21 protein-coding genes are annotated in these 26,069 nt (G+C 55.3%); 15 read left to right on the top strand and 6 right to left on the bottom strand.

Translation table 11 applies throughout. The features are described from left to right. The first annotated feature begins 81 nt into the window (after window positions 1–81). From QMO62_RS15565 to QMO62_RS15515, 11 genes are all read left to right on the top strand, one after another. On the top strand, window positions 82–2,583 hold the full coding sequence (locus tag QMO62_RS15565; RefSeq protein ID WP_284642297.1) for a heparinase II/III domain-containing protein: 2,502 nt from the start codon (window positions 82–84) through the stop codon (window positions 2,581–2,583). 113 nt (window positions 2,584–2,696) lie between these two features. Continuing rightward, a complete protein-coding gene (locus QMO62_RS15560) occupies window positions 2,697–3,551 on the top strand; it encodes an ABC transporter permease (protein WP_284644956.1) in 855 nt (284 codons plus the stop codon). Next, window positions 3,551–4,429: a carbohydrate ABC transporter permease gene (locus QMO62_RS15555; protein ID WP_284642295.1), complete on the top strand. Its 879-nt coding sequence runs from the start codon at window positions 3,551–3,553 to the stop codon at window positions 4,427–4,429. Before QMO62_RS15560 ends, QMO62_RS15555 begins: the two co-directional genes overlap by 1 nt. Window positions 4,430–4,493: 64 nt before the next feature. Continuing rightward, window positions 4,494–6,080, top strand: coding sequence for an extracellular solute-binding protein (locus tag QMO62_RS15550; protein WP_284642293.1), 1,587 nt, complete (start codon window positions 4,494–4,496; stop codon window positions 6,078–6,080). 62 nt (window positions 6,081–6,142) lie between these two features. Next, complete coding sequence (locus tag QMO62_RS15545; RefSeq protein WP_284642292.1) at window positions 6,143–7,849, top strand: hypothetical protein; 1,707 nt, start codon at window positions 6,143–6,145, stop codon at window positions 7,847–7,849. A 3-nt stretch (window positions 7,850–7,852) separates the two neighbouring features. Beyond that, window positions 7,853–9,082, top strand: a complete 1,230-nt coding sequence (locus QMO62_RS15540; protein ID WP_284642290.1) for a DegT/DnrJ/EryC1/StrS family aminotransferase — start codon at window positions 7,853–7,855, stop codon at window positions 9,080–9,082. 4 nt (window positions 9,083–9,086) lie between these two features. Next, on the top strand, window positions 9,087–10,907 hold the full coding sequence (locus QMO62_RS15535) for an NHL repeat-containing protein (protein ID WP_284642288.1): 1,821 nt from the start codon (window positions 9,087–9,089) through the stop codon (window positions 10,905–10,907). Between the two features lie 4 nt (window positions 10,908–10,911). Then, window positions 10,912–11,958 (top strand): alpha/beta hydrolase family protein, encoded by a 1,047-nt coding sequence (locus QMO62_RS15530; RefSeq protein ID WP_284642286.1) that lies wholly within the window; start codon window positions 10,912–10,914, stop codon window positions 11,956–11,958. A 73-nt stretch (window positions 11,959–12,031) separates the two neighbouring features. Next, window positions 12,032–13,468, top strand: coding sequence for an extracellular solute-binding protein (locus QMO62_RS15525; protein WP_284642284.1), 1,437 nt, complete (start codon window positions 12,032–12,034; stop codon window positions 13,466–13,468). 242 nt (window positions 13,469–13,710) lie between these two features. Next, entirely contained in the window at window positions 13,711–16,551 is a 2,841-nt protein-coding gene (locus QMO62_RS15520; protein ID WP_284642282.1) for a hypothetical protein, read from the top strand. Between the two features lie 89 nt (window positions 16,552–16,640). Beyond that, window positions 16,641–16,955, top strand: a complete 315-nt coding sequence (locus tag QMO62_RS15515; RefSeq protein ID WP_284642280.1) for a hypothetical protein — start codon at window positions 16,641–16,643, stop codon at window positions 16,953–16,955. A gap of 356 nt (window positions 16,956–17,311) precedes the next feature. Here QMO62_RS15515 and QMO62_RS15510 read toward each other — a convergent pair whose 3' ends face one another. Further along, complete coding sequence (locus QMO62_RS15510; protein ID WP_284642278.1) at window positions 17,312–18,193, bottom strand: transposase; 882 nt, start codon at window positions 18,191–18,193, stop codon at window positions 17,312–17,314. Between the two features lie 198 nt (window positions 18,194–18,391). Here QMO62_RS15510 and QMO62_RS15505 point away from each other — a divergent pair, with 198 nt between their 5' ends. After that, window positions 18,392–19,057: a hypothetical protein gene (locus tag QMO62_RS15505; protein WP_284642276.1), complete on the top strand. Its 666-nt coding sequence runs from the start codon at window positions 18,392–18,394 to the stop codon at window positions 19,055–19,057. Between the two features lie 21 nt (window positions 19,058–19,078). Here the strand turns inward: QMO62_RS15505 and QMO62_RS15500 are convergent, their stop codons facing one another. Further along, entirely contained in the window at window positions 19,079–19,393 is a 315-nt protein-coding gene (locus QMO62_RS15500; protein WP_284642273.1) for a hypothetical protein, read from the bottom strand. 19 nt (window positions 19,394–19,412) lie between these two features. Between QMO62_RS15500 and QMO62_RS15495 the strand changes: the two genes are divergently transcribed. Further along, a complete protein-coding gene (locus tag QMO62_RS15495; protein ID WP_284642271.1) occupies window positions 19,413–19,616 on the top strand; it encodes a hypothetical protein in 204 nt (67 codons plus the stop codon). Window positions 19,617–19,654: 38 nt separating this feature from the next. Here QMO62_RS15495 and QMO62_RS15490 read toward each other — a convergent pair whose 3' ends face one another. Beyond that, window positions 19,655–20,863 (bottom strand): MFS transporter, encoded by a 1,209-nt coding sequence (locus tag QMO62_RS15490; RefSeq protein ID WP_284642267.1) that lies wholly within the window; start codon window positions 20,861–20,863, stop codon window positions 19,655–19,657. A 124-nt stretch (window positions 20,864–20,987) separates the two neighbouring features. Between QMO62_RS15490 and QMO62_RS15485 the strand changes: the two genes are divergently transcribed. After that, window positions 20,988–22,739: an ABC transporter substrate-binding protein gene (locus QMO62_RS15485; protein WP_284642265.1), complete on the top strand. Its 1,752-nt coding sequence runs from the start codon at window positions 20,988–20,990 to the stop codon at window positions 22,737–22,739. Between the two features lie 143 nt (window positions 22,740–22,882). On the opposite strand, the gene QMO62_RS15480 is transcribed toward QMO62_RS15485, so the two are convergent. Next, entirely contained in the window at window positions 22,883–23,401 is a 519-nt protein-coding gene (locus QMO62_RS15480; protein ID WP_284642263.1) for a hypothetical protein, read from the bottom strand. Between the two features lie 142 nt (window positions 23,402–23,543). On the opposite strand from QMO62_RS15480, the gene QMO62_RS15475 reads away from it, so the two are divergent. After that, window positions 23,544–24,347, top strand: coding sequence for a phosphotransferase family protein (locus tag QMO62_RS15475; protein ID WP_284642262.1), 804 nt, complete (start codon window positions 23,544–23,546; stop codon window positions 24,345–24,347). Window positions 24,348–24,349: 2 nt separating this feature from the next. On the opposite strand, the gene cysK is transcribed toward QMO62_RS15475, so the two are convergent. After that, complete coding sequence (cysK, locus tag QMO62_RS15470) at window positions 24,350–25,279, bottom strand: cysteine synthase A (RefSeq protein ID WP_284642260.1); 930 nt, start codon at window positions 25,277–25,279, stop codon at window positions 24,350–24,352. A 146-nt stretch (window positions 25,280–25,425) separates the two neighbouring features. Then, a complete protein-coding gene (locus QMO62_RS15465) occupies window positions 25,426–26,004 on the bottom strand; it encodes a thymidine kinase (RefSeq protein ID WP_284642258.1) in 579 nt (192 codons plus the stop codon). Window positions 26,005–26,069 lie beyond the last annotated feature (65 nt).

Raw genomic sequence — 26,069 nt, 5'->3', positions numbered from 1 at the left:
TTTACGTGATTTATGCATTGACAAAAAACAATGTATACAGGTAATATACAAGTATACGAAATGGAGGGGGCTGAAGCAGCTGTGGGTGATTTGCATATATCCAGGCCGTCTCTGCTGGAGGTCGGCGAGGATTCCCTTCTTGCTTTGCGAACAGCAGACACGTCAGGGGTGACCGGCTGTGTGGATACAGAGGCTTGGATCGTCAGCTGTGATGCGCCAGGCGTAGTGGAGGCAAGCGGACTTCGACTGCGGGCAATGGCTCCCGGGAGCGCTACGATTCGCGTCAGGCCTCGCACGGAACCGGACGACGAAGGCAGAAGCTGGACCGTTCAGGTAATTGACCGTCAACTAAATTCCAGTATACACCTTTTCAATAGACCGCGCATTCTCTTTACCGATAGGGAGCTGCAGGAATTTCGAAAGCGCATACAAGATACATCCCCTATAGGCGAGAATTTCCTAGCAACCGATCGGCCTGCAATCCGTTTTCCTCAGCTTTGGAAAAGTATGCTGGATACAGCGGATAACTACGTACAGGAAGAGCGTTTTGAGGTAAAGTATCCATCGGTCACGATGACCATGCTTGTGGAGCTGCCGCTCACGGAGCCAATGACCATTCCTAACCCGGCGGGCTACGTCGATTATCCGTTCTGGACGATGTTCTCACGGGCCGTGGAGGAGCGGCTGACCGTTCTGTCTACCGCTTATATGGTGACGGGGGAGACCGTTTATGCGGACAAAGCGAAAATGTATCTGCTGGCTCTCGCGGAATTCAGCAAATGGTATGAGTTCGACCATCGCGGTGCCGAAGGCAATTTGAGCAATGCGCATCTGGTGATCGGTGCGGCTAGCGCCTACGATGCGGTTTACAGTTACCTTACAGCCGAAGAGCGAGAGATTGCGGCAAAGGCGCTGCTTTACCGAGGGCTGCAGCCGCTCGCGATTGACCTCGGCAACCGGGATATGCACAATATCGTCGCGGCCAAGCAAGTGGCCATGATGTATGGAGCGGCAGCGCTGCATGGTGATTCTGCCTACGCGGACAAATATTTGCAGCAGGCGTACGACTATATTTTGTCTTACCTCGATCGGAAGCTGGTATCGAGCGAGACGGAGGGCCTGCTGTACGACAACGTTGCCGCAAGGCACGTCTGGATGGCGGCAGACTTATACCGCCGGGCTACCGGTGATGCTACTCTCTGCAATCATCCTTATTTAAAGGTGGAGCTTCCGGAACGCTTCTTCCGGTTCCTTTCGGCAGGGAATACCAACACGTTCCCTAACCTTGCGGATTCGTTCCTGAAGCTGGATGTCTCCTACATGATGACGATGCTGGCATCCCACCATGCCCATCCCGTAGCGATGTGGTATGTGGAGCAATTCGAAGCGGATAAGACTTCCCTGTTGATGAACCTGCGCGGGATTCCGTCTGCCGTCGGACCCGATGTGTTTTACAAGGAGCAGCCGTCCCAGGTTTTCGGTGCGATCGGCTGGGCAGCGCTCCGCACGGGGTGGGGCGCCAGGGACCACCTGCTGGCGTTCACCTCCAGCGGTTCCGCCAGAGATCATACGCATAAGGATCAAAACAATCTGATGCTGAATGTAGCCGGGGAATGGCTGCTGACGAATCCGGGGTATCAGGATTATGTTCCGGGGCCAAGGGCCGATTATACGGTAGGCACCGTCGGACATAACAGCTTGCTGATCAACGGACAGGGACAGTCCGCTCGGGGAGGCGGTTTTATAGCAAAGGCTTGGATGACTTCGTACTTCGAAGCGGTGCAGGGAGACGCATCAGCCAGCTATGAGGGAGCGCTGAAGGCTTACCGCAGGAGCATCCTGCATATCAACAAAAGCTGCTTCCTCGTGTGGGATGAAGTGGAGACGAATACCGTGGACGACAGCCCGCAGCTTCTGTTCCACACGGCGTCGGTGAACCGGTTCTGCCAGCAGGATAAGGTCCTGAGCGTAAGGGATAAGGTCCCGACGAATACGGTGACGATCCATGGGGAGAAAGAGGCCGTGAAGCTGCAAGTGCTCTTCCCGCCGGATGCACAGATGGACATTACGGAATATCCGGGAGCGGAAACATACGGGCCGTACGCAGCTGTCCGGGAGCAAGCATCGAAGAGCACGCGCAAGCAGTTCGTGACGCTGCTGGCGCCATCTTCGGCCAACAGCACGGATATCAAAGCTGAGGGCAAGGAGCTGGCGGAAGGAGCGTTCGGCGTAACCCTGGCAATCGGAGAGGGTAACGATGCACTGATCCTAAGTGCCGATGAACGGATCACAGTAAGCTTTGATGGGAAGCGATTCCAGGGTAAGGCACTGTGGATGCATCGGAACAGCTCGAAGCTGGCCGCATGGGAAGCGCAGCATCTGCACATCGAAGGCAGGCTGACACTGCAAGCGGAGATCCCGATGAACATCACGTACGACGTATCCTCCGGTGAGCTGGCCGTCCACCATTACGGGCGAGAGGCGGCGGCGCTCACTTGGACAATACATGGCGAATCAAGCCGAACAAGGACCTTGTCTCCTGGAGAGCACAGGCTCCATAGAGTAGAAGGGGTGAATGATTGAATACGGTGACGAAGCAAGCTGCTGACAACGTAAGCTCCGTCCTTCAGCGCAAAAGCAAGGGAGCCCGCTTAAGAGCCAGGCTCTGGAAGGATCGTTATATTTATTTACTGCTGATGCCGGGGCTGCTGTTCTTTCTGGTCTACCGGTATGTGCCGATGCTCGGCATCGTCATTGCCTTTAAGGATTACAGTCCGTTCATGGGCATTGCCGACAGCCCTTGGGTCGGGATGAAAAATTTCGCCCGGATTTTTGAAAATGCGGAGGTCGTCCGGGTTATCTGGAATACCCTGATCATTTCCCTGCTGCAGATCGTGTTCGCCTTCCCGGCGCCGATCCTGCTCGCACTGATGCTGAATGAAGTGTCCCGAAGTGCGTTCAAACGCGTCATTCAGTCCATCGTTTATTTACCGCACTTTCTCTCTTGGGTCGTTGTGGTCGGAATCGTTACGATCTTCTTCCGTAATGACGGACTTGTGAACGACTTCCTTGTGGAGATGTTCGGCTTGGAGCAAACCATCCCTTTTCTGACGAACCCCGACTACTTCCGAACCTTTATTGTGGCGGAGGTCATATGGAAAGAGGTGGGCTGGGGCACGATCATCTTCCTGGCGGCTTTGGCCGGCGTCAACCCGGCGTTATACGAGGCCGCGGTCATGGACGGTGCCAGCCGTATGCGCCAAATCTGGCACATTACGCTTCCGGCTATTCGCAGCACGATTGTCATTTTGCTGATCATCCGGCTCGGGGACGTGATGGAGGTCGGATTCGAGCAGGTGTTCCTGCAGCTGAATCCGTTCAATATGGACATCGGCAACACGCTCGACACCTACGTGTACTACAAAGGGATTCAACAGTCCGACTACAGCTTCTCAACAGCGGTCGGCGTGTTTAAAGGTGTGGTCGGCCTAGTGCTGGTTATGGCGGCCAACAAGCTGGCGAAGCGTTTCGGTGAGGAGGGTGTTTATTAATGAAAAACAGAACATCAGCCTTCGACCGCCTGTTCGACTGGGTTAACGTTTCCGTGCTTTTATTGATTGCAGCCGTTATGCTGTTTCCGTTTCTGTACTTATTCTCGGTGTCCTTCTCATCGCTGGAGGACTTCCTGGCCAGCAGACTGCTGCTGTGGCCTTCGAACTGGACGACGGATGCGTATGAATACATCCTTGAATCCAGAGCGTTCCGCAACTCGATGATGATCACGATCCTGGTGACGGTTATCGGTACGCTGGTGAACCTGATTTTTACGGGAACGATGGCTTATGCGCTCTCTAGGCAAATCATCGGGCAGCGGACCGTGATGTTTATGGTGGTGTTCACTCTCCTGTTTTCCGCAGGGATGATTCCTTCCTACCTGGTTGTGAAGGCGACGGGCCTGCTCGACTCGATCTGGGCGCTCATTTTACCGGTTGCTATCACGCCGTTTAACCTGATTGTCATGCGGCAGTTTTTCTTGAGCATTCCGGGCGATCTGTACGATGCGGCGCATATGGACGGAGCGAATGATTTGCAGATCTTCACGCGCATCATTCTTCCGCTTTCCAAGCCGTCGCTGGCTGCCTTCGGCCTCTTCTATGCCGTTACGCATTGGAACAACTATTTTGCGCCGATTCTTTACATCAATGCCCCGGAAAAATGGACGATTCAAGTCATTCTAAGGCAAATCGTCGTGGTAGGCGAAGCTACGGCTACCTTGGCGGGGGACAATTCCTTCTCGGAGAACCCGCCGCCGCCGGAGACGATTCAGATGGCCGCCATTTTGCTGGCTACGCTGCCGATTCTCCTGGTGTATCCGTTCCTGCAGAAGCATTTTGCCAAAGGAGTCATGCTGGGCGCTGTGAAAGGCTAAGCTTCCCCGTTAAGCTCCATACTCGGGTTGTACTGAAATGACATATAAATGGAGGGTTCGAAGAATGAATGCAAAACGCACGACGTTCGTCACCTTAGCCGTCCTGCTGGCGGCAACTGCAGTAGCCTGCTCCAAGCAACCGGCAGCGGGAACCAATCAACCGAGCGCAGAGGCTCCTAAGGAAGATCCCAACAAGAAGCACACAATTACCGCACTGGATTTCCGCTACGGTGATCCGCCCCCAAGCTCGAGTCCAGGGCTGAATATGATTAACGAAAAGTTCAACATTGATTACAAGGTTACCTTTGTGACCAACACAGCCTTTGATGAGAAAATCAATGCGACCTTCGCTTCCGGCGACATTCCGGATATGGTAGGCCTGATGTCGACGGACCTGAAGGCTCGTTATGCCAAGTTCGCCAAACAAGGCGCCTTCCTTCCGCTCGACGATTACATTAAACAGTACCCGACCCTTCAGGTGGTGCCGGATTTTATCTGGGACTCCATGCGCGTCAACGGTAAAATTTATGCGATTCCGCAATATTCGCCCAAATTCCAAGTGGTTACCGTCATTCGTAAGGATTGGCTCGATGCCGTCGGGATGAAGGTACCGACAAACTATGAGGAGCTGAAGCAGGTAGCGCTTGCCTTCACGAAGAACGACCCGGACAAGAACGGGAAGAACGATACGTACGGCTTCGCCATCGGCAAGGACATTAACCCGAACTTTAACCAAGGGCCTTATTGGGATCCGGACGCTTGGTATCATAAGAACAAGGACGGAAATTACATTCCCGGCATGATCGGCGAGGGCCGCAAGGAAGTCATTCAAATGTTGGCCGATCTTTATAAGGAAGGCGCGATCACGAAGGACTACGCGGTTCTGAACTGGGCGGATACGAACAAGGAATTTTATTCAGGCAAGGCGGGGATCTTCATCGGTACGCCGCGAGGCATGTCCCAAGCGTACATGGACGGTCTGCTCAAAATTCACCCGAATGCGCAATTCGTCAGCCTGGGTGCCTTCGTGGATAAGAACGGCAACCAAGGCTTGACGGCGGGGAGCGGCTTTGCCGGTTTGACGGTGCTGAACGCGAAGCTGGCGAAGGAGCCCGATAAGCTGAAGCGGATTTTGACGCTGAATGAGTTCGGCCGCAAGTTTTATGCCGATGACCAGAAGAACGAGAAGAATGCGGATTTCGACTGGTGGTCCGGTAAAGTGGGCGTAGGTTATGACATGACGAACGGCCAGCCGGTGAACAAGAAAAATTTTGCTTCCGACGGTTTGGCTCCATCGACTTATTTTGTAGACAATGTCGCTTGGGCACCGAAGGATACCGACGTGAATTATTCCATCACTTATCAGACGAAGCAGCTGTCCGATCTGGTCAAAGAAATTGAGACGATGTACAAGAGCGTGAAGCTGTATGCGAATCCGATCAACGGCTTGGAATCCCCTGCAGATCTGGAGAAGGGCGACGAGCTGAAGAAGTACCTCATGAACGAACAGGTAAAAATGATCGCCGGCCAGCGTCCGGTATCCGATTGGGATAAACTGGTCCAGGAGTACATGGACAAGGGCGGAGCGAAGATCGTACAGGAGTACAATGCCGGCATCAAAAATAAAGACCCGAAGGCGTTGTTTAAATAATGACAAACAAGGGGCAAAGCGGGCTTTTGCCCCTTTTCCTTTTAGGAGAGGAGCGGGACATCATGCTAAGACTGGCTAAAGTAGGCGTATGGCTGGACGGCGCCGCTGCAGAGAAGAGATGGCGCTATGGGCAGAACGTTTTTGAATTATACATGGAGGAAATATTGGCTCATGCGGGAATTCCGTTTCGCAGGCTGACAACGGGAGCTGAGCTGGCTGAATACGCTCCGGATGTGCTGCTTGTTGCACTGGCCGGTGAATCCGATGCGGCGCTGGAGGAGCTGCTGTCCTTCGTTCGAAGCGGCGGCACGCTCATATCCTATGCCGGGCTGAACCGCTTGGCGGGACAGCTGGGCTGCCGCGAGCTTGCCGTACGGGACGCGGCGTATGCCGAGCTGCCGGAGCAGGGAATCGCCGCCGATGGGGTAACCCTGAGGGCCTTGAAGGTGCGCCCATGGGTTCGTGTAGAGGCTGAGACGGCGACAGCACAAGGCGTGCTTCGCAAGGGGGAGCCGAACGGCGAGACGATCGGGGCGGCCTCGTTGGAGCTGGCTATCGGTTCGGGGAAGCTGATCCGCTGGAACGTCAACGTGCCGGAGACGATCGTTCGTCTTCAGCAGGGCTCCGGCCCCGTATTGGAAGACGGAATCCCGGCAGCGGACGGTACAGGCACGCTGGATGAAGGTATCCTTAAAGCGGATGATTGCTGCGAGCTGGATTGGGAGCTGGACCGGACGGAGACGGCGACAGGCGTGCCTTACTACGGGGTCCCGTATGCGGACCTGTGGCGCGAAGCCATGATCGGTCAGCTGCTTCGGGAAACGTTGGAGCTCGGGGCCGCATTGCCTTTTGTGGACTACTGGCCGGAAGGTGTACGGCAAGTGGCGTTGATTTCCCATGACAGTGATTTTAATGTGGATGCCTCGGCGGAGGCTACGCTGGAGGTGCTGAAGGAGAACGGCGTTCGGTCCACCTGGTGCATGATCGAGCCCGGGTATTCCGCAGACATCTATGAGAAGATCAAAGCGGACGGCCACGAGCTGGCCTTCCACTATAACGCGCTGGAGAAGGAAGACGGCATTTGGGATGCGCGCGAGTTTGAGCGGCAGCTGGAGTTTATTCGCTCCTCTACAGGGGCGGAGGTCGTGTCGAATAAGAACCATTATACCCGCTATGAGGGCTGGGGCGAATTGTTCCAGTGGTGTGAGGAGAACGGGATCGAAGCGGATCAAACCCGCGGGCCGAGCAAGAAAGGCAACATCGGGTTTCTGTTCGGCACCTGTCATCCGTACTACCCGATCGCTTGGGCGGATGAGCGGAACCGAACGTACAACGTACTGGAAATCGGCTTCCTGACGCAGGATCTCGAGCATCCGTCACTGGCGGATACTTCGGTGATCGACCCGTTCCTGGATGGCGTGGAGAGGGTGCGCGGCGTGGCGCATTTCCTATTCCATCAGCTGCATGTGCTACAGCAGCCGATGGTGCGGGAAGCGATGGGGCTGGTAGTCCGCAGAGCGAAGGAGCGGGGCTTTACCTTCATGACATCGGCGCAGATTTTACGCTGGGAGCAGGCCCGGCGCAGGACTGTTCTGGCAACCGGCGAACAAGGAGGACTGCAGCTGCAGCAGGCGCCGGACGGCGCTGTCGTATGGATTCCGACGACAGCAGGTGAAGGCGCGGAAGCCATACGCTTCGGTGTGGCCTGCAGGAAGGTTGTCATTGGAGCGGGAACGGATGTACATGCGGCAGCGGGACGGGAGGCATAACATATGGAACAGTTAGCGTTCTTAGGCGGTCCGAAGGTCAAGACGACCCCGTTCGGGACGGGACGCCGCTTTGGTCTGGAGGAGGCTACCCAGCTGCTGGAGGCGCTGGAGCAGAACACGCTTTTCTACCATTTCGGCGGCAAGGTGAAGCAGTTTTTGAACGATTTTAACGTAATGTACGGAGTAAAATACAGTGTGGCCACCTCCTCCGGCACCGCTGCGCTTCATGTAGCGATGGGGGCCGCAGGCGTGTCGGTCGGGGACGAAGTGATTACAAGTCCGATAACGGATCAAGGAACGTTAATTGGAATTCTATATCAGAATGCGATTCCTGTTTTCGCCGATCTCGATCCGCATACGTACAACATGACGCCGGCATCGATCGAAGCCCGCATCACGCCAAGGACGAAGGCGATCGTCGTTGTGCATCTGGCAGGAAACCCCTGCGATATGGATCCGATTATGGACATCGCGCGCAAGCACGGGCTCAAGGTCATTGAGGATTGCGCACAGGCGTATCTCACTAAGTACAAGGGGCGGTTAGTCGGGACGATCGGCGACTACGGCTGCTTCAGCACCAACGATTTCAAGCACATTAGTACGGGCGACGGCGGTATGGTGACAGTAAACTCGGCAGACGAGACGGATTACCAGGTGACGCATGCCTTCGCCGATAAAAATTACCGCCGATTCGGGACGGGGCTCCAGCGGGATACGCATTACGTTGCTCCTAATTACCGGATGACGGAGCTGCAGGGAGCGGTCGGTATCGCCCAGCTGAAGAAGCTGGAGTGGATTTGCTCCCAACGCAGACGCTTCGGAGACCGGATTACGGCAGGACTGGAGAAGGTAAACGGCTTGGCGCCTCATTACGTGGCGGAGGGGAATGAATGCACGTATTGGTTCTATATGTTTCGACTGCGCGAGGAGGAGCTGACTTGTACTCGTGAGGAGTTCTGCCAAGCGCTGACCGCGGAAGGCATTCCGAACCGGGCGGGCTATATTCCGGATGTGTGCTACATGCAGCCGTTGTTTCAGCAGCGTCAAGCATACTTGGGCAGCCATTTCCCGTTCGATCAGAGCGATGTATCGTACGATCGGGGACTATGTCCGGAAGCGGAGCGGATTTTGCAGACCGCGGTGCAAATTCCTTTAAGCGAATTTTATACGGAGCAGGACGTGGAAGAGATCATAGCTGCGCTGCGCAAAGTAGCGGGTTCCTATGCGAGGTAGCGACATGGCGGATCCATTTATATGCCTTGGGACGCCGGTAAGGGCGGACGAAACGCGTTCGGCTGCGGTATGCACTTCCGCGGACGGCAAGCAGCTCGTCGTTCTTGCGGCGAGAGGCTACGTGGTCATCGTCGACCCTGAGACCGGCGACTGCCGGCAGACGGCGTTTCCAGAGAGGCTCATCGATTATCCCTTCGGCTCCATAGCGACAAGCTCGGGCTTATTTATCACCGGGGCGGGACCGCTGCTGATGGTGCTCGACCCGTTCTTAGGCCAATTTATCCGATGGTTCCGGCCCGCACCGGAAGAAGAGATCATCGGGATGGCATTTGCCGAGGATCGGGAGGGCACGATGTATGCCACCACTTATCCGGGGTGTAAACTGTTGCGGTTGGAGCTCTCGCAGGGACAGGTGGAGGAATTGGTTCAGCTGGACCCGCTGCAGAAGTATGCCATGACACTGGCTGCCAGCGAGGATGGCTGGATTTACGCCGGCATCGGTACGCAGACAGCCGTCGTAGCGGGCTTCGAACCGCGAAGCGGCGCGCTGCGGAAAGTATCGGCTGCGGGCAGGGGGGCCGGCGAAGTGCATCTTGGCGAGGACGGTCAGGTATACGCCGCCCTGCCCGCAGCGGAAGGCGGACGCAGATGGTTTCGGATGGCAAGGGGTGAAGCCGTTCCCATGGAAGGTTCGGCTGTTGCCCCTTCACTCTATTTTGGCACAGGCTACAACAAGCTGCATCGCAACTTATCCGGTCGCCGGCGCGTAATGCAATACCAGCTCGCGGAAGGGGAGCTGGTGCTCTCCGACGGAGAGAGCGAGACTGCCCTGCCGCTGAGTTATGAAGGCAACGGGACGGCGCTTTCCCCTATGTTCCTTGGGCCCGACGGGCGCATCTACGGAACCTCGAACCATCCCCTTCACTTGTACTCCTACGAGCCCGGTGCAGCCGGTATGGTTACCTACGGCGGTAAGACCGTAGAGAAGGGCGGTGGCGGCAATATTTGCGCTTATGCCTCGCAAGGAGAGCTGCTGTTCGGAGCTGCCTACGCAGGAGGCCATCTCCACGTATTGGACACGACAAAGCCGCTGGCGGGCGAATCGGGAGGCTCCAGAAACCCTAGGCTGCTCTACTCCAATGAGCGGATTCATCGTCCCCGCTGCATGCTGGCGCACCCGGACGGCGAGCACGTGCTGTACGGCGGATTTCCAGGCTACGGCATGGTGGGCGGCGCTCTCGGTGTGCTGCACGTGCCGACGGAGTCCGTCACGGTATATGAGCACCACGAGCTCTGTCCGTACCAGAGCACGCTAGGCTTAGCCGCCTTATCCTGCGGCGATGTAATCGGCGCTACCAGCGTAGAGACGCCAGGGGGTGCGGAGCCCATTGCGAAGCAGGCGGAGCTGTACCGCTTCGACTGGAAGAGCCGTGCGGTTTCCGCCCGATGGGCGCCGGTGCCCGGTGCGAAGGAAATTTCCATGATCGCAGTGGACAGGATGGAGCGAATCCATGGGCTGACCTCGGATTCAATCTACTTTGTATTCGATACGGTACGGGGTGAGCCGGTCTATCAGCAGGATTTATCGGCTTGGGGCCAAGTAGTAAGGCATGGGCTCATATGGATAGAGAAGCAAGGCATGCTCAGCCTCGTAGGGCTGTTAAGCGGAGCCATCTTCGAGGTAGATCCGAACACGTATCGTGCCAGGCTTATCGCCACGCTTCCGAAGCCCGCCACCAGTGGCATAGCCTATAAGGATGGGTTCTTATATTTCGGGTGTGGGTGCGAGCTGTGGACGTACCGTTGGATGGAAGGGAGTGCATGAAGGCATGGGGTATAAACTTTCGGAGAGAACACTGGCCACGATACCTAAGCTGCTGGCCGGAGTAGATTCTTCGGCAGCATGGCAGGCGAAGCGCGAGCGGATCAGGGAGGTGTGGGAGCGGCTGGTCGGGATGCCGCCCTCACCGGATTTTTGGCCCGAGCCTGGCCGGCCCGTGGCATTCGAGGTGATGTCGGAGCAGACGGAGAAGGATCATCGCAGGCTGGATATTCGCTACCGGACGAAGGATGGCGATATCATTACGGCCTATCTGCTGCTTCCGTCAGGAATGGAGCAGGGACGGCAATATCCTGCTGTTCTCGCCATGCATCCCACAACGGAGTGCGGACGAGCGGACGTAGCGACCCCACAGGGCCGGGAAAACCGGCGGTACGGCTTGGAGCTTGTATCCCGTGGCTACGTAGTGCTTGCACCGGACTCCATCAGCTTCGGCGATCGAGTGTATGAGGGGGCGGAGCCGTTCCAGACCGCTCCGTTCTACGAGCTTAACCCCCAGTGGACGGCTGTCGGCAAAATGCTGGCGGATCATCTGCTCGCGCTCAATCTGCTTTGCAGTTTGCCGGAGGTGGATCCGCAGCGGATCGGCGCTATCGGGCATTCGCTAGGCGGGTACAACGCGTGGTTTTTGGCCGGCTGGGACCGCCGTATCCGCGCGGTCGTATCCAGCTGCGGCTTCTCCATGTTCACAGGCGATCCGGAGCCGAATCGCTGGGGTAAGCGGGAATGGTTTTCCCATCTTCCCGAGGTCACCAACTACCTTCGTGAGGATCAAATTCCCTTTGAATGGCACGAGGTGGCGGCATTAGCTGCTCCTACCCCCTTATTCATGTGGAGCGGACTGAAGGATCATATATTTCCGAATTGGCAGGCCATCGCTGAAGGAATGTCCGATTTGGAAGAGCTGTACGGGCAGGAGGCAGCTGCCGGCTCCTTTGAGTTTTGGCTGGGTCCCGCCGGCCATGATTTTCCTCCACGCGCAAGAGAGCTGGCGTACTCCTTCCTGGATCGATGGCTGGCCAATAATGAGAAATGATGGAAGTCGAATGGAATTGTCGCAGGTCCCATGATATACTGAAGCTTAAAGACATGTATAGGAGCGGTATATATTGCTGCGAAGAAGAAATAATTTTCAAGAACGGTACAACCAATTCCTTCAAGAGCTACGGGACGAAATCGTCAGCGGCGGTTTGCAGCCGGGCGAGTACATTTTGCCGGAAAATACACTGAGCGTTCAATATGAAATAAGCCGGGTGTCCGTTAGGAAGGCGCTAGCCGAGCTGGTCGAAGAGGGCTTGATCGAGAAGATCGCCGGCAAGGGCAACCGCGTCAAGCCGCCGGATCAGGACCAGACGCCGGTGGTGCTTCGGCTGGCCTGGTTTTCCAGCTCGTATGAAATCAATATCGTTCGCCGCATCATCGGTGCGTTCGAGGAGAAGCACCCCTTCGTCAAGGTAGAGCTGGAGCTGCTTCCTGAGCAGGGATATGCCGATCTGCTGATCCGTCAGATGGAGCAGGAGCAGGGGCCAGATGTATTTATGTTATCCGATTTGCATTTCCGCCAGTGGCTGGATGCAGGGAAGTCGGAGCAGGTTACGGGCTATGTTCCGGGACACCTGAAACCGGATGATACCACCTATCCGCAGGTATTCGAATTGTTCTCGGACAGAGGCAGACTGCTGGCGGCTCCGTTTATTTTCTCCCCGGTCGTTATCTGCTTTAACCGCACCTTATTCCGGGAGAGCGGGCTGTCCGAGGAGACGGCGCTGAAGGATTGGGAGGATTTGCTCAGAGTAGCCAAGCATTGCACCCGTGATGTGAACGGGGACGGGCTCGTGGAGCAATACGGCTTCTGTTTCTCGTCGTCCTACAACCGCTGGCCTGTGTTTCTGCTGCAGAACGGCGGCGAGATCATGTCCGAGGACGGGGAGCGGTGCACGCTGGCCAAACCGGAGAACATCGAAGCGCTGGATTTTTGTACCTCGTTGATGTATAAGCATGGCGTGTCTCCGATCTATGCCCATGGGAGCAGCCATTTGGCGGAGAGCTTATTCATGAAGGAACGCGTGGCAATGATCATGTCCACGTATTACTTCATGAACGAATTCCGAGATCATTCCATCCAATGGGATGTGCTGCCGGTGCCCCAGCATAAGAAGCAGGCGACGCTGCTGCTTGGCGGCGGCTTGGCGGTGAACGCCGGGAGCGAGCATGAGCGGGTGGCCCAGCGGCTGGTCGATTTCATGACAGGAACGGAGGCGCAGACACTGTTGAAGCAGTATGGCTGTACGATTCCCGTATTGAAGTCGGTTGCCGAGGACGATACGCTGCTGAATCCGGCCATCCATCCGCAGCACTACAATCGGTTCTTGGATGTGCTGCCCTATGCGCAGCCTCTGAGAAGCATGCGTCTCAGCCAGCAGGAGATCGATAAGCTTTATGACGAGCTGAACCTGCTCTGGGCCTGCATGGAGAGTCCGGACGAGGCCTGTCAGAGGATTGAGCGAAGGTTTAACGAGCAGCGGAGCACGCAGCCCCTTTCGTAACTTCGAGGCGGCGGGGATCGACATCGTTCATACACCCGGACACATGTCGAGGCATACCGTATACGTCTTAGCTTCTAAGCCACCGATTCGGTGGCTTTTTCCATGATAAGAGGCGAGCCCCAAGCAGCATTGGTACACCCCATTAAATACATGTTATTTACTTGTATATAGCTACTCGTCTATGCTACAATCGTAACGATTGATCTTCTGTCTTACTATCACCTGGAAGGGGAGAAGGATTGATGAAGAGCAAATGGTTTCGAAGGCTTTCCACTACAGCTTTAACGATCGCCTTATCGGCAGGAATGATAGCGGTTTCACCGTACCAGCAGCCGCGTGCAGCCGCCGCTGAGGCAGTGCAGAATGCTTTGCCCAACGGGAGCTTCGAGCAGCTTGCCGCCGATGGGCATCCACTGGGCTGGCAGCCCGAGGGTGTATCCGGCTCGGTTAATGTAAGCGATTCCGTTTACAAGGAAGGGGCTAGAAGCCTCATTGTTGAGAAAACGACACCGGGCGTGCAAGGTGCCGTTAGTGACGCCCTTCCTGCAGCACCGTTCAGCAATGTTGTTCTAACGGCTCAAGTTCGCTCGGAGTCGGGCAGTGGCGGCAAGGTTGACCTGCAGTTCTACAGCACCGAGGGGAAGCTTATCTCGATTGTCAGCGGCTTGGTGCAGGGGGTGCCGAACGAATGGTCCGAGCTTCGCGTAGCTGCAGCGGCACCGAAGGACGGTGCGCAAGTGAAGGTCTCATTTTATTTTCCTAATGATAAAAATGGCCGCTTCTATGCAGACGACGCCGTGCTGCAGATCCGAGATACCCCTCCGTACATAACGAATCTCGGTCCGCAGAGCACCAGCTTGACGCTCATGACCGGCTCATACGGCAAAGACCGCCAAGGGCGTGACGTCATGTATACGGTAGTGCAGGGCGATCCGGCTCAATTTCTTGTTACGGATGTGAAGACCAAGGCAGTGCTGGGGAAACATCCGCTTGTGGCACTGGACGGCAGCAACGTAACGGCTGCCTGGGCGATCGCAACGGCCACCGACGGCAAGGTTTACGTAGGTAGCACGCCGAACGGGACGTTGTTCCAGTACGATCCGGCCAGCGAGACGATGCGTACGATCGGCAAGCCTGTGCCTACCGATACCGTCATCTGGGTGCTGGTGCCCGGTCCGAACGGTAAGATGTACGGCGGAACCGGTTACTCCCAGTCGGTTTTTGAGTATGACCCGGCTACCGACGCAACCAAGACGTTGGCTTCCTTTAAAACGGCGAGCAAGGAGCAGCACACACGCAGCCTGGCATACGACCCGGACCGCAATGTGCTTTATGTAGGCGGCTCCGATGTAGCGAGGCTGTATAAATACGACTTGGCGACGGGACAAAAAACGGCATTAACCCCACCGGAATTTGCAGGCAAAACCTCGGTTTACGACCTGCAGTATACGGCCGGCAAGCTGTTCGTGCGACTCGACCCGGGACCGGTCATGTTCGTGTACGATCCTGCAACGGCTGCTTGGATAGTGAAGAACAATACAGCGTACAACACGCGCGGATTCTCTCCTGTTTCCCCGGACGGCCGGGTGTTCTATACCTTTTACGAAACGCTGCCGGATGACAAGCAGCAATGGTCCCTGTATGAATATGACACCAAGACGAACACATATAAGTCTACCGGGGCTGATGTCAAGGGCGCAGGTGTCGCCTTCGGCTATGTTACTTTGAATCTGCCGGATTACCCGGGTACCACGCTCGTAGGTTTAGCCGGGAACGGCGGTCGCGCCTTCTATTACAACCTGGAGACCGGCAAGTTGGATACGCCCGAGCTGGATTTACCGCCGCAATTCGTAGAGCTGTTCAACATTGGCAAGAGTGTGGACGGCAAAATGCTGACCTCCGGCTTCATCTCGGGCGGCGGTATGGGTATTTATGCCCCTTCCGCGAACGAGACGAAGCTGTACCCGCAGATAGGCCAGGTCGAGGGCTACGGTTCCCTGAACGGCAAGATGTACTTTGGGGTGTACCCGCGGGCTACTATTTTTGAATATGACCCGACGCAGCCCTGGAACCGAACCGACCCAAGTGCACCGAACAATCCGCTTCGACTGGGCCAGCTCGGCGATGAGCAGGATCGTCCGGTAGCCTTCGCCAGTGCGGAGGAGCTGGGCAAGCTTTACATCGGCACGTACCCGATAGCAGGTAAGATCGGCGGCGCTTTGACTACCTATGACCCTGAGACAAAACAATTCGATGTGAAGCGAAATATCGTTCCCGATCATTCCATTAATACCTTGTTATACCGGGACGGTAAACTATACATGGGTACCAGTGCGATGAACGGCGGAGTGGGAAAGCTCGTCATCTACGATGTAAACACCCAATCTATAGAATTCGAAACCATTCCTGTTGCGGGTAAAAAAGCAGTCACCTCCTTCTTCTGGGGGCCTGACGGCAAGCTGTGGGGTATGGCGATGGGGGCATTGTTTATCTTCGATCAGGATAGCCGCCAAATCACTTATAGTGACGATAAGTTCCCGGCGGCCGATTATGCGCACAGCAATCCTCGCCTCATGGTAGGGACGGACGGCAACATCTACGGCTCGATCTATCTCGGCTATGTAGCGGATAAAACCTACACGAGCAAGCTGTTCCGTATTGATGCCGATACCAAGCAAGTAACCGTTCTGCTTGAAGGCAACGTGGAGAAGCTGGCGCAGGACGATTTCGGCAACCTGTACTTCAAGTACGGGAGCGAGCTGATGAAGTACAGCGATCCGAAGCTGGTCTTGAAGCTGGCACAGGTCGAGCTGAAAGCCGGACTTACGGAGCTGCGCCGCGGCGAGACGACATCCTACACTTATCAAGCTATCTTGGAAAAGGGCCGTGTCACCCGTGAGCTCTCCGGGGCAACGATCGAATTCGTCAGCAGCCGACCGAAGGTAGCGGAGTTGACGGCAGACGGCCAAATTCATGCGAACCATCCGGGACAAACGGACCTGTCGGTACGCATCACGTTGAATGGAGTGACCGTTCAATCGGCGCCGGTTACCGTCAAGGTCACAGGACCGGAGCCCAAATAACGGAGGATTACGTGTTTTTGGCAATATGGATAAATTAGGGCGGAACGGGCACTCTTAAGATAAGACATCATGTATGGAGGACACTACCCATGATAGACTTATCTGTACTAGCCAATATTCATGCCGATATAGAGGTTGTGCACCAGCTGGTGGAAACCTTGAAGGCACGGGTAGACGGCAAGGATATCGGCATTCATATTTATCGAAATCGAAACGGACATTTCTTTTATGAGCTGAGCCATATGTACCGTGGCGCGGACAGCATGGACCCTGCCATCTCGATCGGCAACAGCTACGATTCGGTCGAGGAAGCGGCGAAGGGTGCCTTGCAATCAGCCGTCATGTTTTACCGGAGCACGGATGAAGGCGGTGCTTGGGTGCGTAACGAATCGTTTTTTCACTAGGATAAATGGATCTATGGAAGCAGCTTGCCTGGGTTTGTGAGGCAGGCTGTTTTTTTATGGGGCCAGAGGTTTGCCTCGGGTCTCGTCCTCCCTTTTGGCCCTTATCCCCATGACTCAGTACGCAGAGGGTGGCAGTAGTGACGATTAGCCCGTGAACGATGAGGTTTGAGAAAAAAATCACATGAAGAAGCTTGGAACATCATTCCATGGTTACAGCACGTAACAGCAAAGTATGCACAGCAAAGATAAGGAAGGTGACACCCGGGGGAAAAGTTTATAGGGCCAGTTCGTTCATCTTGCATGTATCAGAAGCAACTCAAATAAGAGGTAGTCGCTTAAGGAGGCCAAGTACCTGATTACGAGCTGAAGGAAGTTAATTGTTTGTAAGTAAAGCGAGGAGCTCTCATACACAGATTAGCAAGAGTTGAGAGGATGCAGGTGCTGATTCTGGACGTGTTCAGACGATAGCAGAACTCATCCAAATAGACCTGCAAATGCTTGCGGCCTAAACCCATGAAAGTGCGATTGATCCAACGGCATGCTTGGGCTGCCAGCTGAAGCAGGGGAATAAAACGGGCAGAGCTATAGCGCTGCGCGACGAAAGTAACATCGGTAGTGGAACCGTCGATTTCACTTTTCGTGAAGGCTTGGATCGCTTTGCCGTTCACAACACGATCACGGATATACTGCTTGGGAATCAGCTTCATTTTTACATAATCGGGCTCCGCGGGAGTCTCCATCGAAGCTCCGGAACCGACGAAGAAGGGCTGTTCCGTAGGCGAGGCTTGAAAAGATGAGTTCTGTGGGCGGTTATAGACAGCGGTGTTCACCCGAACGGTACCGAGGAGAAGTGTTTCCGTGTCCGCACAGCCGATAGCATAACGAATTTTCTGCAGCATCAGCCATGCGGTTTTGTAAGTAACACGAATGATTTGATGCAGCCGGTTGGCAGAAGTTCCCCCCTCGGTGGAGACTAGGGCAAGGGCGGTAAACCACTTGGTCAGATCCGTCTTGCTTCCTTCAAAGATCGAGCCTGTAAGAAGCGAAGCCTGATAATGACATAAACGACATTCGTATAGGGGGAGTCGGCGTGTAGAAATGACGTAGAAATCCGAATATGCGCAGCGCGGACATACAAATCCGTCGGGCCATTTTATTTGAAATAAAAGGGTGACACAAGCATCCTCCGATCCCGATGGGTACATATGAGCTTCATTGAACAAAAAATCGGTTTCCATAACGCGAACGCCCCCTCCTTTTATTAGCATAATATCAAACATATGTTCTTATTACAAGTAAAAATTTCCAAAAATCTCAACTGAGTGATCGGGATAAGGTCCAAAAGCGATGGAAAAAGAGTACTCTCGCCCACTCCTGCAACTTTTTTCCAGATTCCCCGTTAACAAAAATAAACATACACGACAGGAGGAGAACCTATGAAAGTTATCTTTTGGCTGGCGGTGATCGGGCTTGGCATTGCTTTTACTGTTAGCAGCTTGAGCTCGGCTAAAGATCCGATGCCTGTCCAAGCAGTCACACCGAAGCTGGAAGCCCCCCCGAACCCGCCGACACGGTCCCGCACAACAGACGGACTTCATGAAATTAAAAATAAAATTACAGAGCATTCGGAAGAACTGAAGGAGCGGCATTCTGTTCAAATTCAGATGGCTGGGGTAGGCGAGGATCATATTATGGTGCATATTCGACGAATCGGTGATATCGAAGGGAACGTCTCCGAAGAGGAGCTCGCGCTGATCAACAAAACCTTGTTCGACATCGCCGGGAAGGAGTTTCCGTTGAAGCTCTCGGTTATGAAATGCTGTAAGGGCGAGCCGCAGGTTACGGGAACAATCAAGATGTTCGATCAGGAGCATCGGCGGATACTCGTCGTCAACGAGCAGAAGAAAAACGGAAATACCGATGATCCGGAGGCGTCTTGGGTAGCTCTTCAGCCTGACGGGAAGCTGATCGTAGCGGGGATTCCGATACAAACGGGGTTTAGCAAGGAACTTATAGGCAAGGAAGCAAAGGTATGGACTACAGGGCTGAAGCTCTCATCCTATCCCGGCCAAACATCGGCGTTGAAGGTGGTGGTAGAATAGGCCTCAAATAAGCTGTCACCGCTAGGAATCCTGCAATCGGATCGGCCTTTGAATTTCTGCATAATTTTCCTCAATGTCTCGCTTAATGGATTCCAGCAGATGCACGGCCTCACTTTGGATGTGGCGGTCCTCGATGCTCCGCAGCAGCGTTTGCAGGTGGTCTAATCTCCATTGGGTCACATATCTCACGGGAGTCGCCTCGCTTTGAATGTATTTGCTGTAGATACTAAAAAGATTCGGACGAACTCCCCAATTTGCTACCCTACGGCGACCCCCGCAAACCAGCATGAAGCGTCGAATGCTATAACAGCAATCTACGGCTTGTCCATATTTCAAGAAAGTGACGGTGGCTTCTATGAATCTGATGAACTGCAGCGGCTGCGGCAAGCTTCAGCTCGCATCCTTCACCTCCTTGTGCTCGGACTGTTTAAAACACCACATCGACGATTCCCATCGAATCCGTGCCTACCTGCAGCAGCATCCGTTAGCCACCGTGATGGAGTTGTCCCGAGATACCGGATTGCCGTTGAAAAAAATAAACGAGCTGGTAAAAAGATAAACACGCAGAGGCCCTCTCAAGAGAAGAAGGGCCTCTTTTTAATAAGTTGTTACGGCACAGCTGCGGCCATACAGCAGCCAAGCCGACGCAACGAGCGCCATAAACGCTGCGCAAGTGAAACTGACGGCACCGAGACCGAAGGTGCCGGCCAGGGCATAGGCGGCGAGCGGACCGGCCGCCGCCCCGATATCGACGACGGTCGTATACGTCGTCATATACGCTGCCGCGCTGCGGCCCGAGGCGGCGTCTGCGGCGAGCGCGTCGGTCAGCGTGGTGATGGCGGTGTTCGCCAGCATCACGCTGAGCAGGACCGCGAGCCACGCCGCAAGGGGCATGCCGAGCGGCAGCAGGGCGAAGCCGCCAGCGGCCAGCGCAAGCGCGGCGAGGTAGAGCGGCAGGCGGCCGCGCGGGCCGTCCGACAGTCTCCCGAACCAGGGAGACAGGAAGGGCGACCAGCCCCAGCGCAGCGCCTGCACGGCGCCCGCCACCGTGGCGGCGCCGACGGCGAGGCCGAGGAGCTCGGTGCCCTCCGGCAGATGGGAGGCAATGAGCGGGCTAAGCGTGGCAAGCAGCATGCCCATGAAGACAGCAGCCGTCAGGAAGCCGGACAGCAGCGGGAGCCATCCGGCGGGCGGGAGCTTCCACAACGGGGCGGAACGTGCGCTGCCGGGGACGGCTGCAGTAGTAGCCGGCACATGGCGCCATGCCAGAGGCAATCCGGCCGCAGTGATGATGCCGAGCATCAGTGCGACTTCCCGCGGCCCCAGCACCTCGGCGAGCATGCCGCCGGCCAGCATGCCGATAAGGCTGCCGACGCCGATGATGCCGTTATAGCTGCCAAGCAGCTTGCCGCGGGGGCCGTCTTGGCCTGCCGCTTCCAACACGGTAAGATAGCCGCCGATGCGGAGCATGGACCAGGCTGCGCCCCAGACCATGCGAGCAATCAGGAAAGGGACGAAGCCGCTGACCAACCCGTACCCAACGGTGGTCACAACGGCAGCCGCTGCGGCAATGACCACACCTGTCCGCTTAGGCACCCGGATATACAGCCATCCGACCAATGGATTCAGCGGCAACCGAATGAAGCGATTGATGGACAGCAGGACCCCTACCTGCCACAGCGCATCCAGTCCGAATTGATCCCAGTAAAGCGGCAGCACAATATATAACATAGCGTCGCCTAGCAGGCAAAGGGCTGTAACCCAAGAAAGACCTCGAACGGAAGGAAATCCGGAAGCTTGTTGCATAGGCGATAACTCCTTTTACTGCGATGTTATGCTTCATTGTATATAGAAAAAGGAAAATGAAAAGGGTAAAATAAAAACATTAAATTTCCCCTTTTATCAAGGACAGCGCCCGCAAGGAGGAGCCATGCAGCTTTGGGAGCATTATGTTGTACTGTACAAGAGCCTGTCCCCTACGATGGAAGCGCATATTTCGCTGCCCGAGCTTTCCGTCATTTTGAGCTGTACCGAGCGTAACGTAAAGCTGCTCTTGCGGGGGATGCGGGAGCAGGGCTGGATTGTTTGGTCGCCGGGGCGCGGACGGGGGCGAAGGTCGGTGCTGAAGCTTCTCGCCGACCCTGACAAGCTGCTTGCCGATCAGGCGGCAGCCCGTCTGGAGGCCGGGCAATGGTCGAGCCTATCATCATTGCTGCGGCAAGGAAAATTCGCTGCGCTGGGGCAGGCACCATTGCTCCGCCTGCTGGAGCGGTCGCTGCAGACATATACTTACAGTACAGGAGAAGCTGACGTTTTACGCTTTCCTACTTATCGAATCGTCGGCGGGTTGGACCCGGCCTACGTTACCCGCAGAACCGAGCTGCATATGGTACGGCAGCTGTTCGATACGTTGGTGAAATACCGCCGGGAGACGGGGGAATTCGAAGCGCAGCTTGCCCATCATTGGATTCCGGGCGAACGGCGCTGGAGCTTTTATCTGCAAAAGCGGGTGCGATTTCACGACGGAACCATCATGACCTCGAAGGATGTAGCGGGTACGCTGCTTCGATTAGGGGAAACCGGACCTTACAAGGACCTGTTTCGCTTCATTCGCGGCGTCGATATGCACGATGACTACTGTCTCAGCATCGATCTTCACGAACCGGTGCCCGGATTGCTGAGCTTGCTTGCTTCCACTGCAGCCTCCATCGTGCCGGCTAACCGAAGGCAGGATTATGCGGATATGCCGATCGGGACCGGGCCTTTTCGACTATCGGACCGAAATGAGAGACTCTTGGCTTTGGAGGCGCATCCCGATTATTTTCTGCGTCCGGCTCACCTGGATCAGGTAGAGATGTGGTGTTTTCCGGAGCTATACGACCTTCGGCAAAGCCGTTCAGAGTCGCTGGAAGAAATGAATTTTCAGCATTACCGGCATACGGAGCGCCAAGAGCCCTGGCAGGAGGTGGAGCGCACGGATCGGGGTTGCAAGTACATCGTCCTTAACCAAAGAAAAGCGGGTCCCCTTCAGCGGAGCTTGGAAAGGAAGAAGCTGGTTCTCTGTCTTACGGAGGAAGATATTGCTTTCGAAGCAGGAGGCAATCGGGGACCGCGGGCACGGCGGCTCATCTCCGAGTTCGATCATGACGCGGAAGCGGAATGTCCGCTAAGCCCCGATGAGGCGCCGTTGCCAAATGAGGCCATTCATCTTACTGCCGCTATATACTTCGGAGGAAGCCATGAAGCCGATGCGGAATGGCTGCAAGACAAGCTTAAGTCCAGAGGAATCCGGCTTAGCATTCGTCTTGTGCCCTTTGAGGAGCTTACTTCCGATGCTACGCTTGCTTGGGCTGACCTGCTGCTGCTTGAGCTGCCGGTCGACGAGGATGCGGAATGGACGCTTCAGGTGCATCTGATGTCGCCTGCCGCCTTGCTTCAGCGGGTGCTGAGTGACGCCATGAAAGTGGAGTTGCAGCAGCTGCTTGCACCGGTGCGTTCAGAATCCTCCAGAGAGAAGCGATTGGACGCATTGCTTGCCGGAGAAGGGCTCTTGCTGCGTACGAACATTTTGCTTCCCTGGTACCGCTGGCGACAATCGGCTTCTTTTCCGAAGGAGCTGCAGGGTGTCCGTATCAGCTCTTTCGGTTGGGTGGATTACAAGGAGCTATGGTTTCGTTCATAAGACTCGGGTTTTCCTTTTTGGGGAGAACCGGGTCTTTTTTTGTGTGGATAACTACGGTTGTGGATATGTTGATGAAATGGGCTAAAGATATACACAGACGGGCGCTTAGGGGGTGTGAATATTGTGTATAACACTGTGCATAACTATTCGTTCCGAGTGCTTATATTGTTTTCCGATCCCTTGGGCTTACGATCATCCGACGGCAGAGACGGCTTATCCCCACTTCCGTTAAACAGCGTTTCGGTCAGGAGCTTCAATTTGTCCATCAGCTTTCCGTAGCCAAACCCGACAAGGAAGGCAATGCCTACCTTGGCCGATAAGGAGCTGCCGGTTTGCAGCAGCATGATCCCGCTTTGAAACAGTATGATTGTCATCACCGCAGCAGCTGCGCATTTCATCGGACGAACCAGATACCAAACGACCCACCGCTCGGACATCGTTTCGTAAAATTCATGAAACAGCCGCATAGAGTACAAGGTTCCGCCGATGGCCCCGGAGAGTGCGTAATAGGAGTATGGCTCCACAGCCGCGAGCTCTACACCGAGCAGGGTAGTTAATTTTCCGCTGCGAACGAGACCGGCCAGCCAGAAGCAGCCGATGAGCCACAGGAGCTGATACAGCAGCAGTCCAAGCTTGAAGCCGTTTTGCTTGAGAAATAGCATCCCTTCTCACCTGCCTTCATTTAGGTAGTACATGTTATGTGGCAAGGAGGGCAAGAGTGAATGATTTGCTAGGCCGGTCGTTTGCGCTGTTGCTTCCGATGCCGTATGCTGTTCTTACAGAACATCGGGAGGCGGAATTTACATGATCGGTGAAAGGCTCGGGCAAGGGAATACGGCGGAAGTGTATGCGTGGGGAAAGGATCGGGTCATTAAGCTGTTTCGTCATTCCTCTTTCGATCCGTGGATGGAGAAGGAGCATCAGCTCAGCTTATATGTATCGCAGCTGGGGCTGCCGGTTCCAAGGGTGTTTGGAATCGAGGAAGTGAAGGGCAAGCGGGGCATTGTGTTCGAGCGCTTGGAGGGTCATACCCAGATCCGTCAGCTTGTCTCGCGGCCTTGGTCTGCACGGGCTGAGGGAAGAAGATTGGCCGAGTGGCATGCGGTCATTCATCAGGAGCAGGGGGAATCGTCCATGCCCAAAAGAAAGCTCTCGCTGCAGGAGGCGATTGAACATACATCCCTGCTAACCGCCGCAGAAAAGTCGGCGATCCTGGAGCGGCTTGCACAGCTTCCGGAGCAAGACGCTCTTTGCCACGGAGACTTTCACCCCGACAACCTGATGATGACCTCCCGCGGCCCTGTCATTCTGGATTGGATGACGGCCACGAGCGGACATCCATATTCGGATGCGGCAAGGACGGTGCTGTTGCTTACACACGCTGTGCTGCCGAGCTCTATGCCTAAGCTGGTCAAGCTGATGATCACCCGGCTTCGGGCAGCGCTATGCCAAGCTTATAAGGAGCGCTATATGGAAATGACCGGGGCCACGGAAGCGGAGCTGCAGGCATGGGAGCTCCCGCTTGCTGCGGCCCGGCTGGTAGAGAGTGTACCTGAGGAGGAGAAGCAGGTGCTTCTCGATGTAATCCGGCGGTCCTTGCAAAAGTAATCCTACTGGAAGAGGGGCGTGGACAAATAACGTTCCCCTGTGTCGGGGAGCAGGACGACGATGGTTTTTCCTTTATTCTCCGGCCGCCGCGCGATTTGAGCAGCTGCGTAAGCGGCGGCACCGGAGGAAATGCCGACGAGCAGTCCTTCGGTGCGGGTAAGCATGCGAGCGGTCTCGAAGGCGTCCTCGTTTTTCACCGTGTAAATTTCATCGACTACGCCGCGGTTGAAAATATCAGGCACGAAGCCGGCACCAATCCCTTGGATTTTATGCGGCGCCGGTTGCCCTCCGGAAAGCACTGGAGAGTCGAACGGTTCTACCGCGATTATCTGCACTGTAGGCTTGCGCTCCTTAAGCACCTCTCCGACTCCGGTAATGGTACCACCCGTGCCGACCCCACCGACAAAAATATCTACCGCTCCGTCGGTATCCTGCCAGATCTCCTCCGCAGTTGTCGCCCGGTGAATGCTTGGGTTGGCGGGGTTATGGAATTGCTGCGGAATGAAGGCATTCGGAATTTGTGAAGCCAGCTCCTGGGCCTTCTGAATCGCTCCGCGCATTCCTTCGGAGCCGGGAGTCAGTACCAGCTCCGCGCCGTAAGCCGTGAGAAGCTTTCTCCGCTCGACGCTGAAGGATTCCGGCAGCGTGATGATGAGACGGTAACCGAGGGCCGCTGCCGCAAAGGCTAGTGCAATACCGGTATTGCCGCTGGTCGGTTCAATGATCACCGAGTCCTTATGGATCAGTCCTCGTTCCTCCGCGTCCTTCAGCATAGCGAATCCAATGCGATCCTTTACGCTGCCCGCCGGGTTAAAGTATTCTAGCTTCGCCACCAGCTTCGCTCCAAGCTGCTGTATGCTTCCGTATTTTGCGAGCTCCAGCAGCGGTGTTCGGCCTATGAGCTCTGTTATATTCTTCGCAATGTTCCCCATCTTGTTCCTCCTTTAATAAAGTGCCCTTATTCGATCGGTATAGTATGTATTATACCCGCGTCGTTCCCGGTTGGAAATACAAAAGGACGAAGCAAGTCTCGGTGAGACGCTGGCTCCGCCCTTTTTTCAGATGAGGACAACCTCAATTACATCGTATGCGACTGCTTCTTCTTTAATGAATAGCACTTGCGGCAGACCGGCAAATAGCTTTCGTTGCCTCCGATCTGAATCTGAGCCCCTTCGAACACAGGAACGCCATCCTTACAGCGCATATTCATGATCGCTTTCTTATCGCAGTACCAGCAGATCGTCTTGATCTCCTCGATTTTGTCGGCCAGCGCCAGCAGGTGATAGCTGCCCTCGAAGAGCTCTCCCATGAAATCCGCACGCAGCCCGTAAGCAATGACCGGGATATTCAGCGTATCTACAATTTCCGCGAGCTGAAGAATCTGCTCCTTTTTTAGAAACTGCGCCTCATCGATTAGAATGCAGTTCGGCCGTTCCTTCAAAGCCATTTGAACCATATCCAGCCCGTCATCGATAATGATGCCTTCCTTCTGCATGCCGATCCGGGAGGCCACCGTTCCCGCGCCGTACCGGTCGTCGACTAGCGGAGTGAACAGCAGCACCTTCTTGCCTTGTTCCTCATAATTATGCGCCGTCCGAAGTACCTCAATGGATTTCCCGCTGTTCATCGTGCCATATCGGAAATAGAGCTTCGCCACCTGTCAAACGTCCTCTCGCCGTAAAATACGTGTTTTATCATAGCACAAGAAGTTCAGCAGGTACA

This window comes from Paenibacillus silviterrae (assembly GCF_030167925.1).
Taxonomy (GTDB): Bacteria; Bacillota; Bacilli; order Paenibacillales; family NBRC-103111; genus Paenibacillus_G; species Paenibacillus_G silviterrae.
This window is presented reverse-complemented; position numbering and strand designations above follow the sequence as displayed.

Coding starts and splice junctions, on each gene's coding strand:
- QMO62_RS15485 (WP_284642265.1), top strand. CDS start 20,988: ATGCAGCTTTGGGAGCATTATGTTGTACTGTACAAGAGCCTGTCCCCT.
- QMO62_RS15520 (WP_284642282.1), top strand. CDS start 13,711: ATGAAGAGCAAATGGTTTCGAAGGCTTTCCACTACAGCTTTAACGATC.
- QMO62_RS15550 (WP_284642293.1), top strand. CDS start 4,494: ATGAATGCAAAACGCACGACGTTCGTCACCTTAGCCGTCCTGCTGGCG.
- QMO62_RS15555 (WP_284642295.1), top strand. CDS start 3,551: ATGAAAAACAGAACATCAGCCTTCGACCGCCTGTTCGACTGGGTTAAC.
- QMO62_RS15545 (WP_284642292.1), top strand. CDS start 6,143: ATGCTAAGACTGGCTAAAGTAGGCGTATGGCTGGACGGCGCCGCTGCA.
- QMO62_RS15515 (WP_284642280.1), top strand. CDS start 16,641: ATGATAGACTTATCTGTACTAGCCAATATTCATGCCGATATAGAGGTT.
- QMO62_RS15490 (WP_284642267.1), bottom strand. CDS start 20,863: ATGCAACAAGCTTCCGGATTTCCTTCCGTTCGAGGTCTTTCTTGGGTT.
- QMO62_RS15530 (WP_284642286.1), top strand. CDS start 10,912: ATGGGGTATAAACTTTCGGAGAGAACACTGGCCACGATACCTAAGCTG.
- QMO62_RS15510 (WP_284642278.1), bottom strand. CDS start 18,193: ATGGAAACCGATTTTTTGTTCAATGAAGCTCATATGTACCCATCGGGA.
- QMO62_RS15535 (WP_284642288.1), top strand. CDS start 9,087: ATGGCGGATCCATTTATATGCCTTGGGACGCCGGTAAGGGCGGACGAA.
- QMO62_RS15560 (WP_284644956.1), top strand. CDS start 2,697: ATGCCGGGGCTGCTGTTCTTTCTGGTCTACCGGTATGTGCCGATGCTC.
- QMO62_RS15505 (WP_284642276.1), top strand. CDS start 18,392: ATGAAAGTTATCTTTTGGCTGGCGGTGATCGGGCTTGGCATTGCTTTT.
- cysK (WP_284642260.1), bottom strand. CDS start 25,279: ATGGGGAACATTGCGAAGAATATAACAGAGCTCATAGGCCGAACACCG.
- QMO62_RS15475 (WP_284642262.1), top strand. CDS start 23,544: ATGATCGGTGAAAGGCTCGGGCAAGGGAATACGGCGGAAGTGTATGCG.
- QMO62_RS15540 (WP_284642290.1), top strand. CDS start 7,853: ATGGAACAGTTAGCGTTCTTAGGCGGTCCGAAGGTCAAGACGACCCCG.
- QMO62_RS15480 (WP_284642263.1), bottom strand. CDS start 23,401: ATGCTATTTCTCAAGCAAAACGGCTTCAAGCTTGGACTGCTGCTGTAT.
- QMO62_RS15495 (WP_284642271.1), top strand. CDS start 19,413: ATGAATCTGATGAACTGCAGCGGCTGCGGCAAGCTTCAGCTCGCATCC.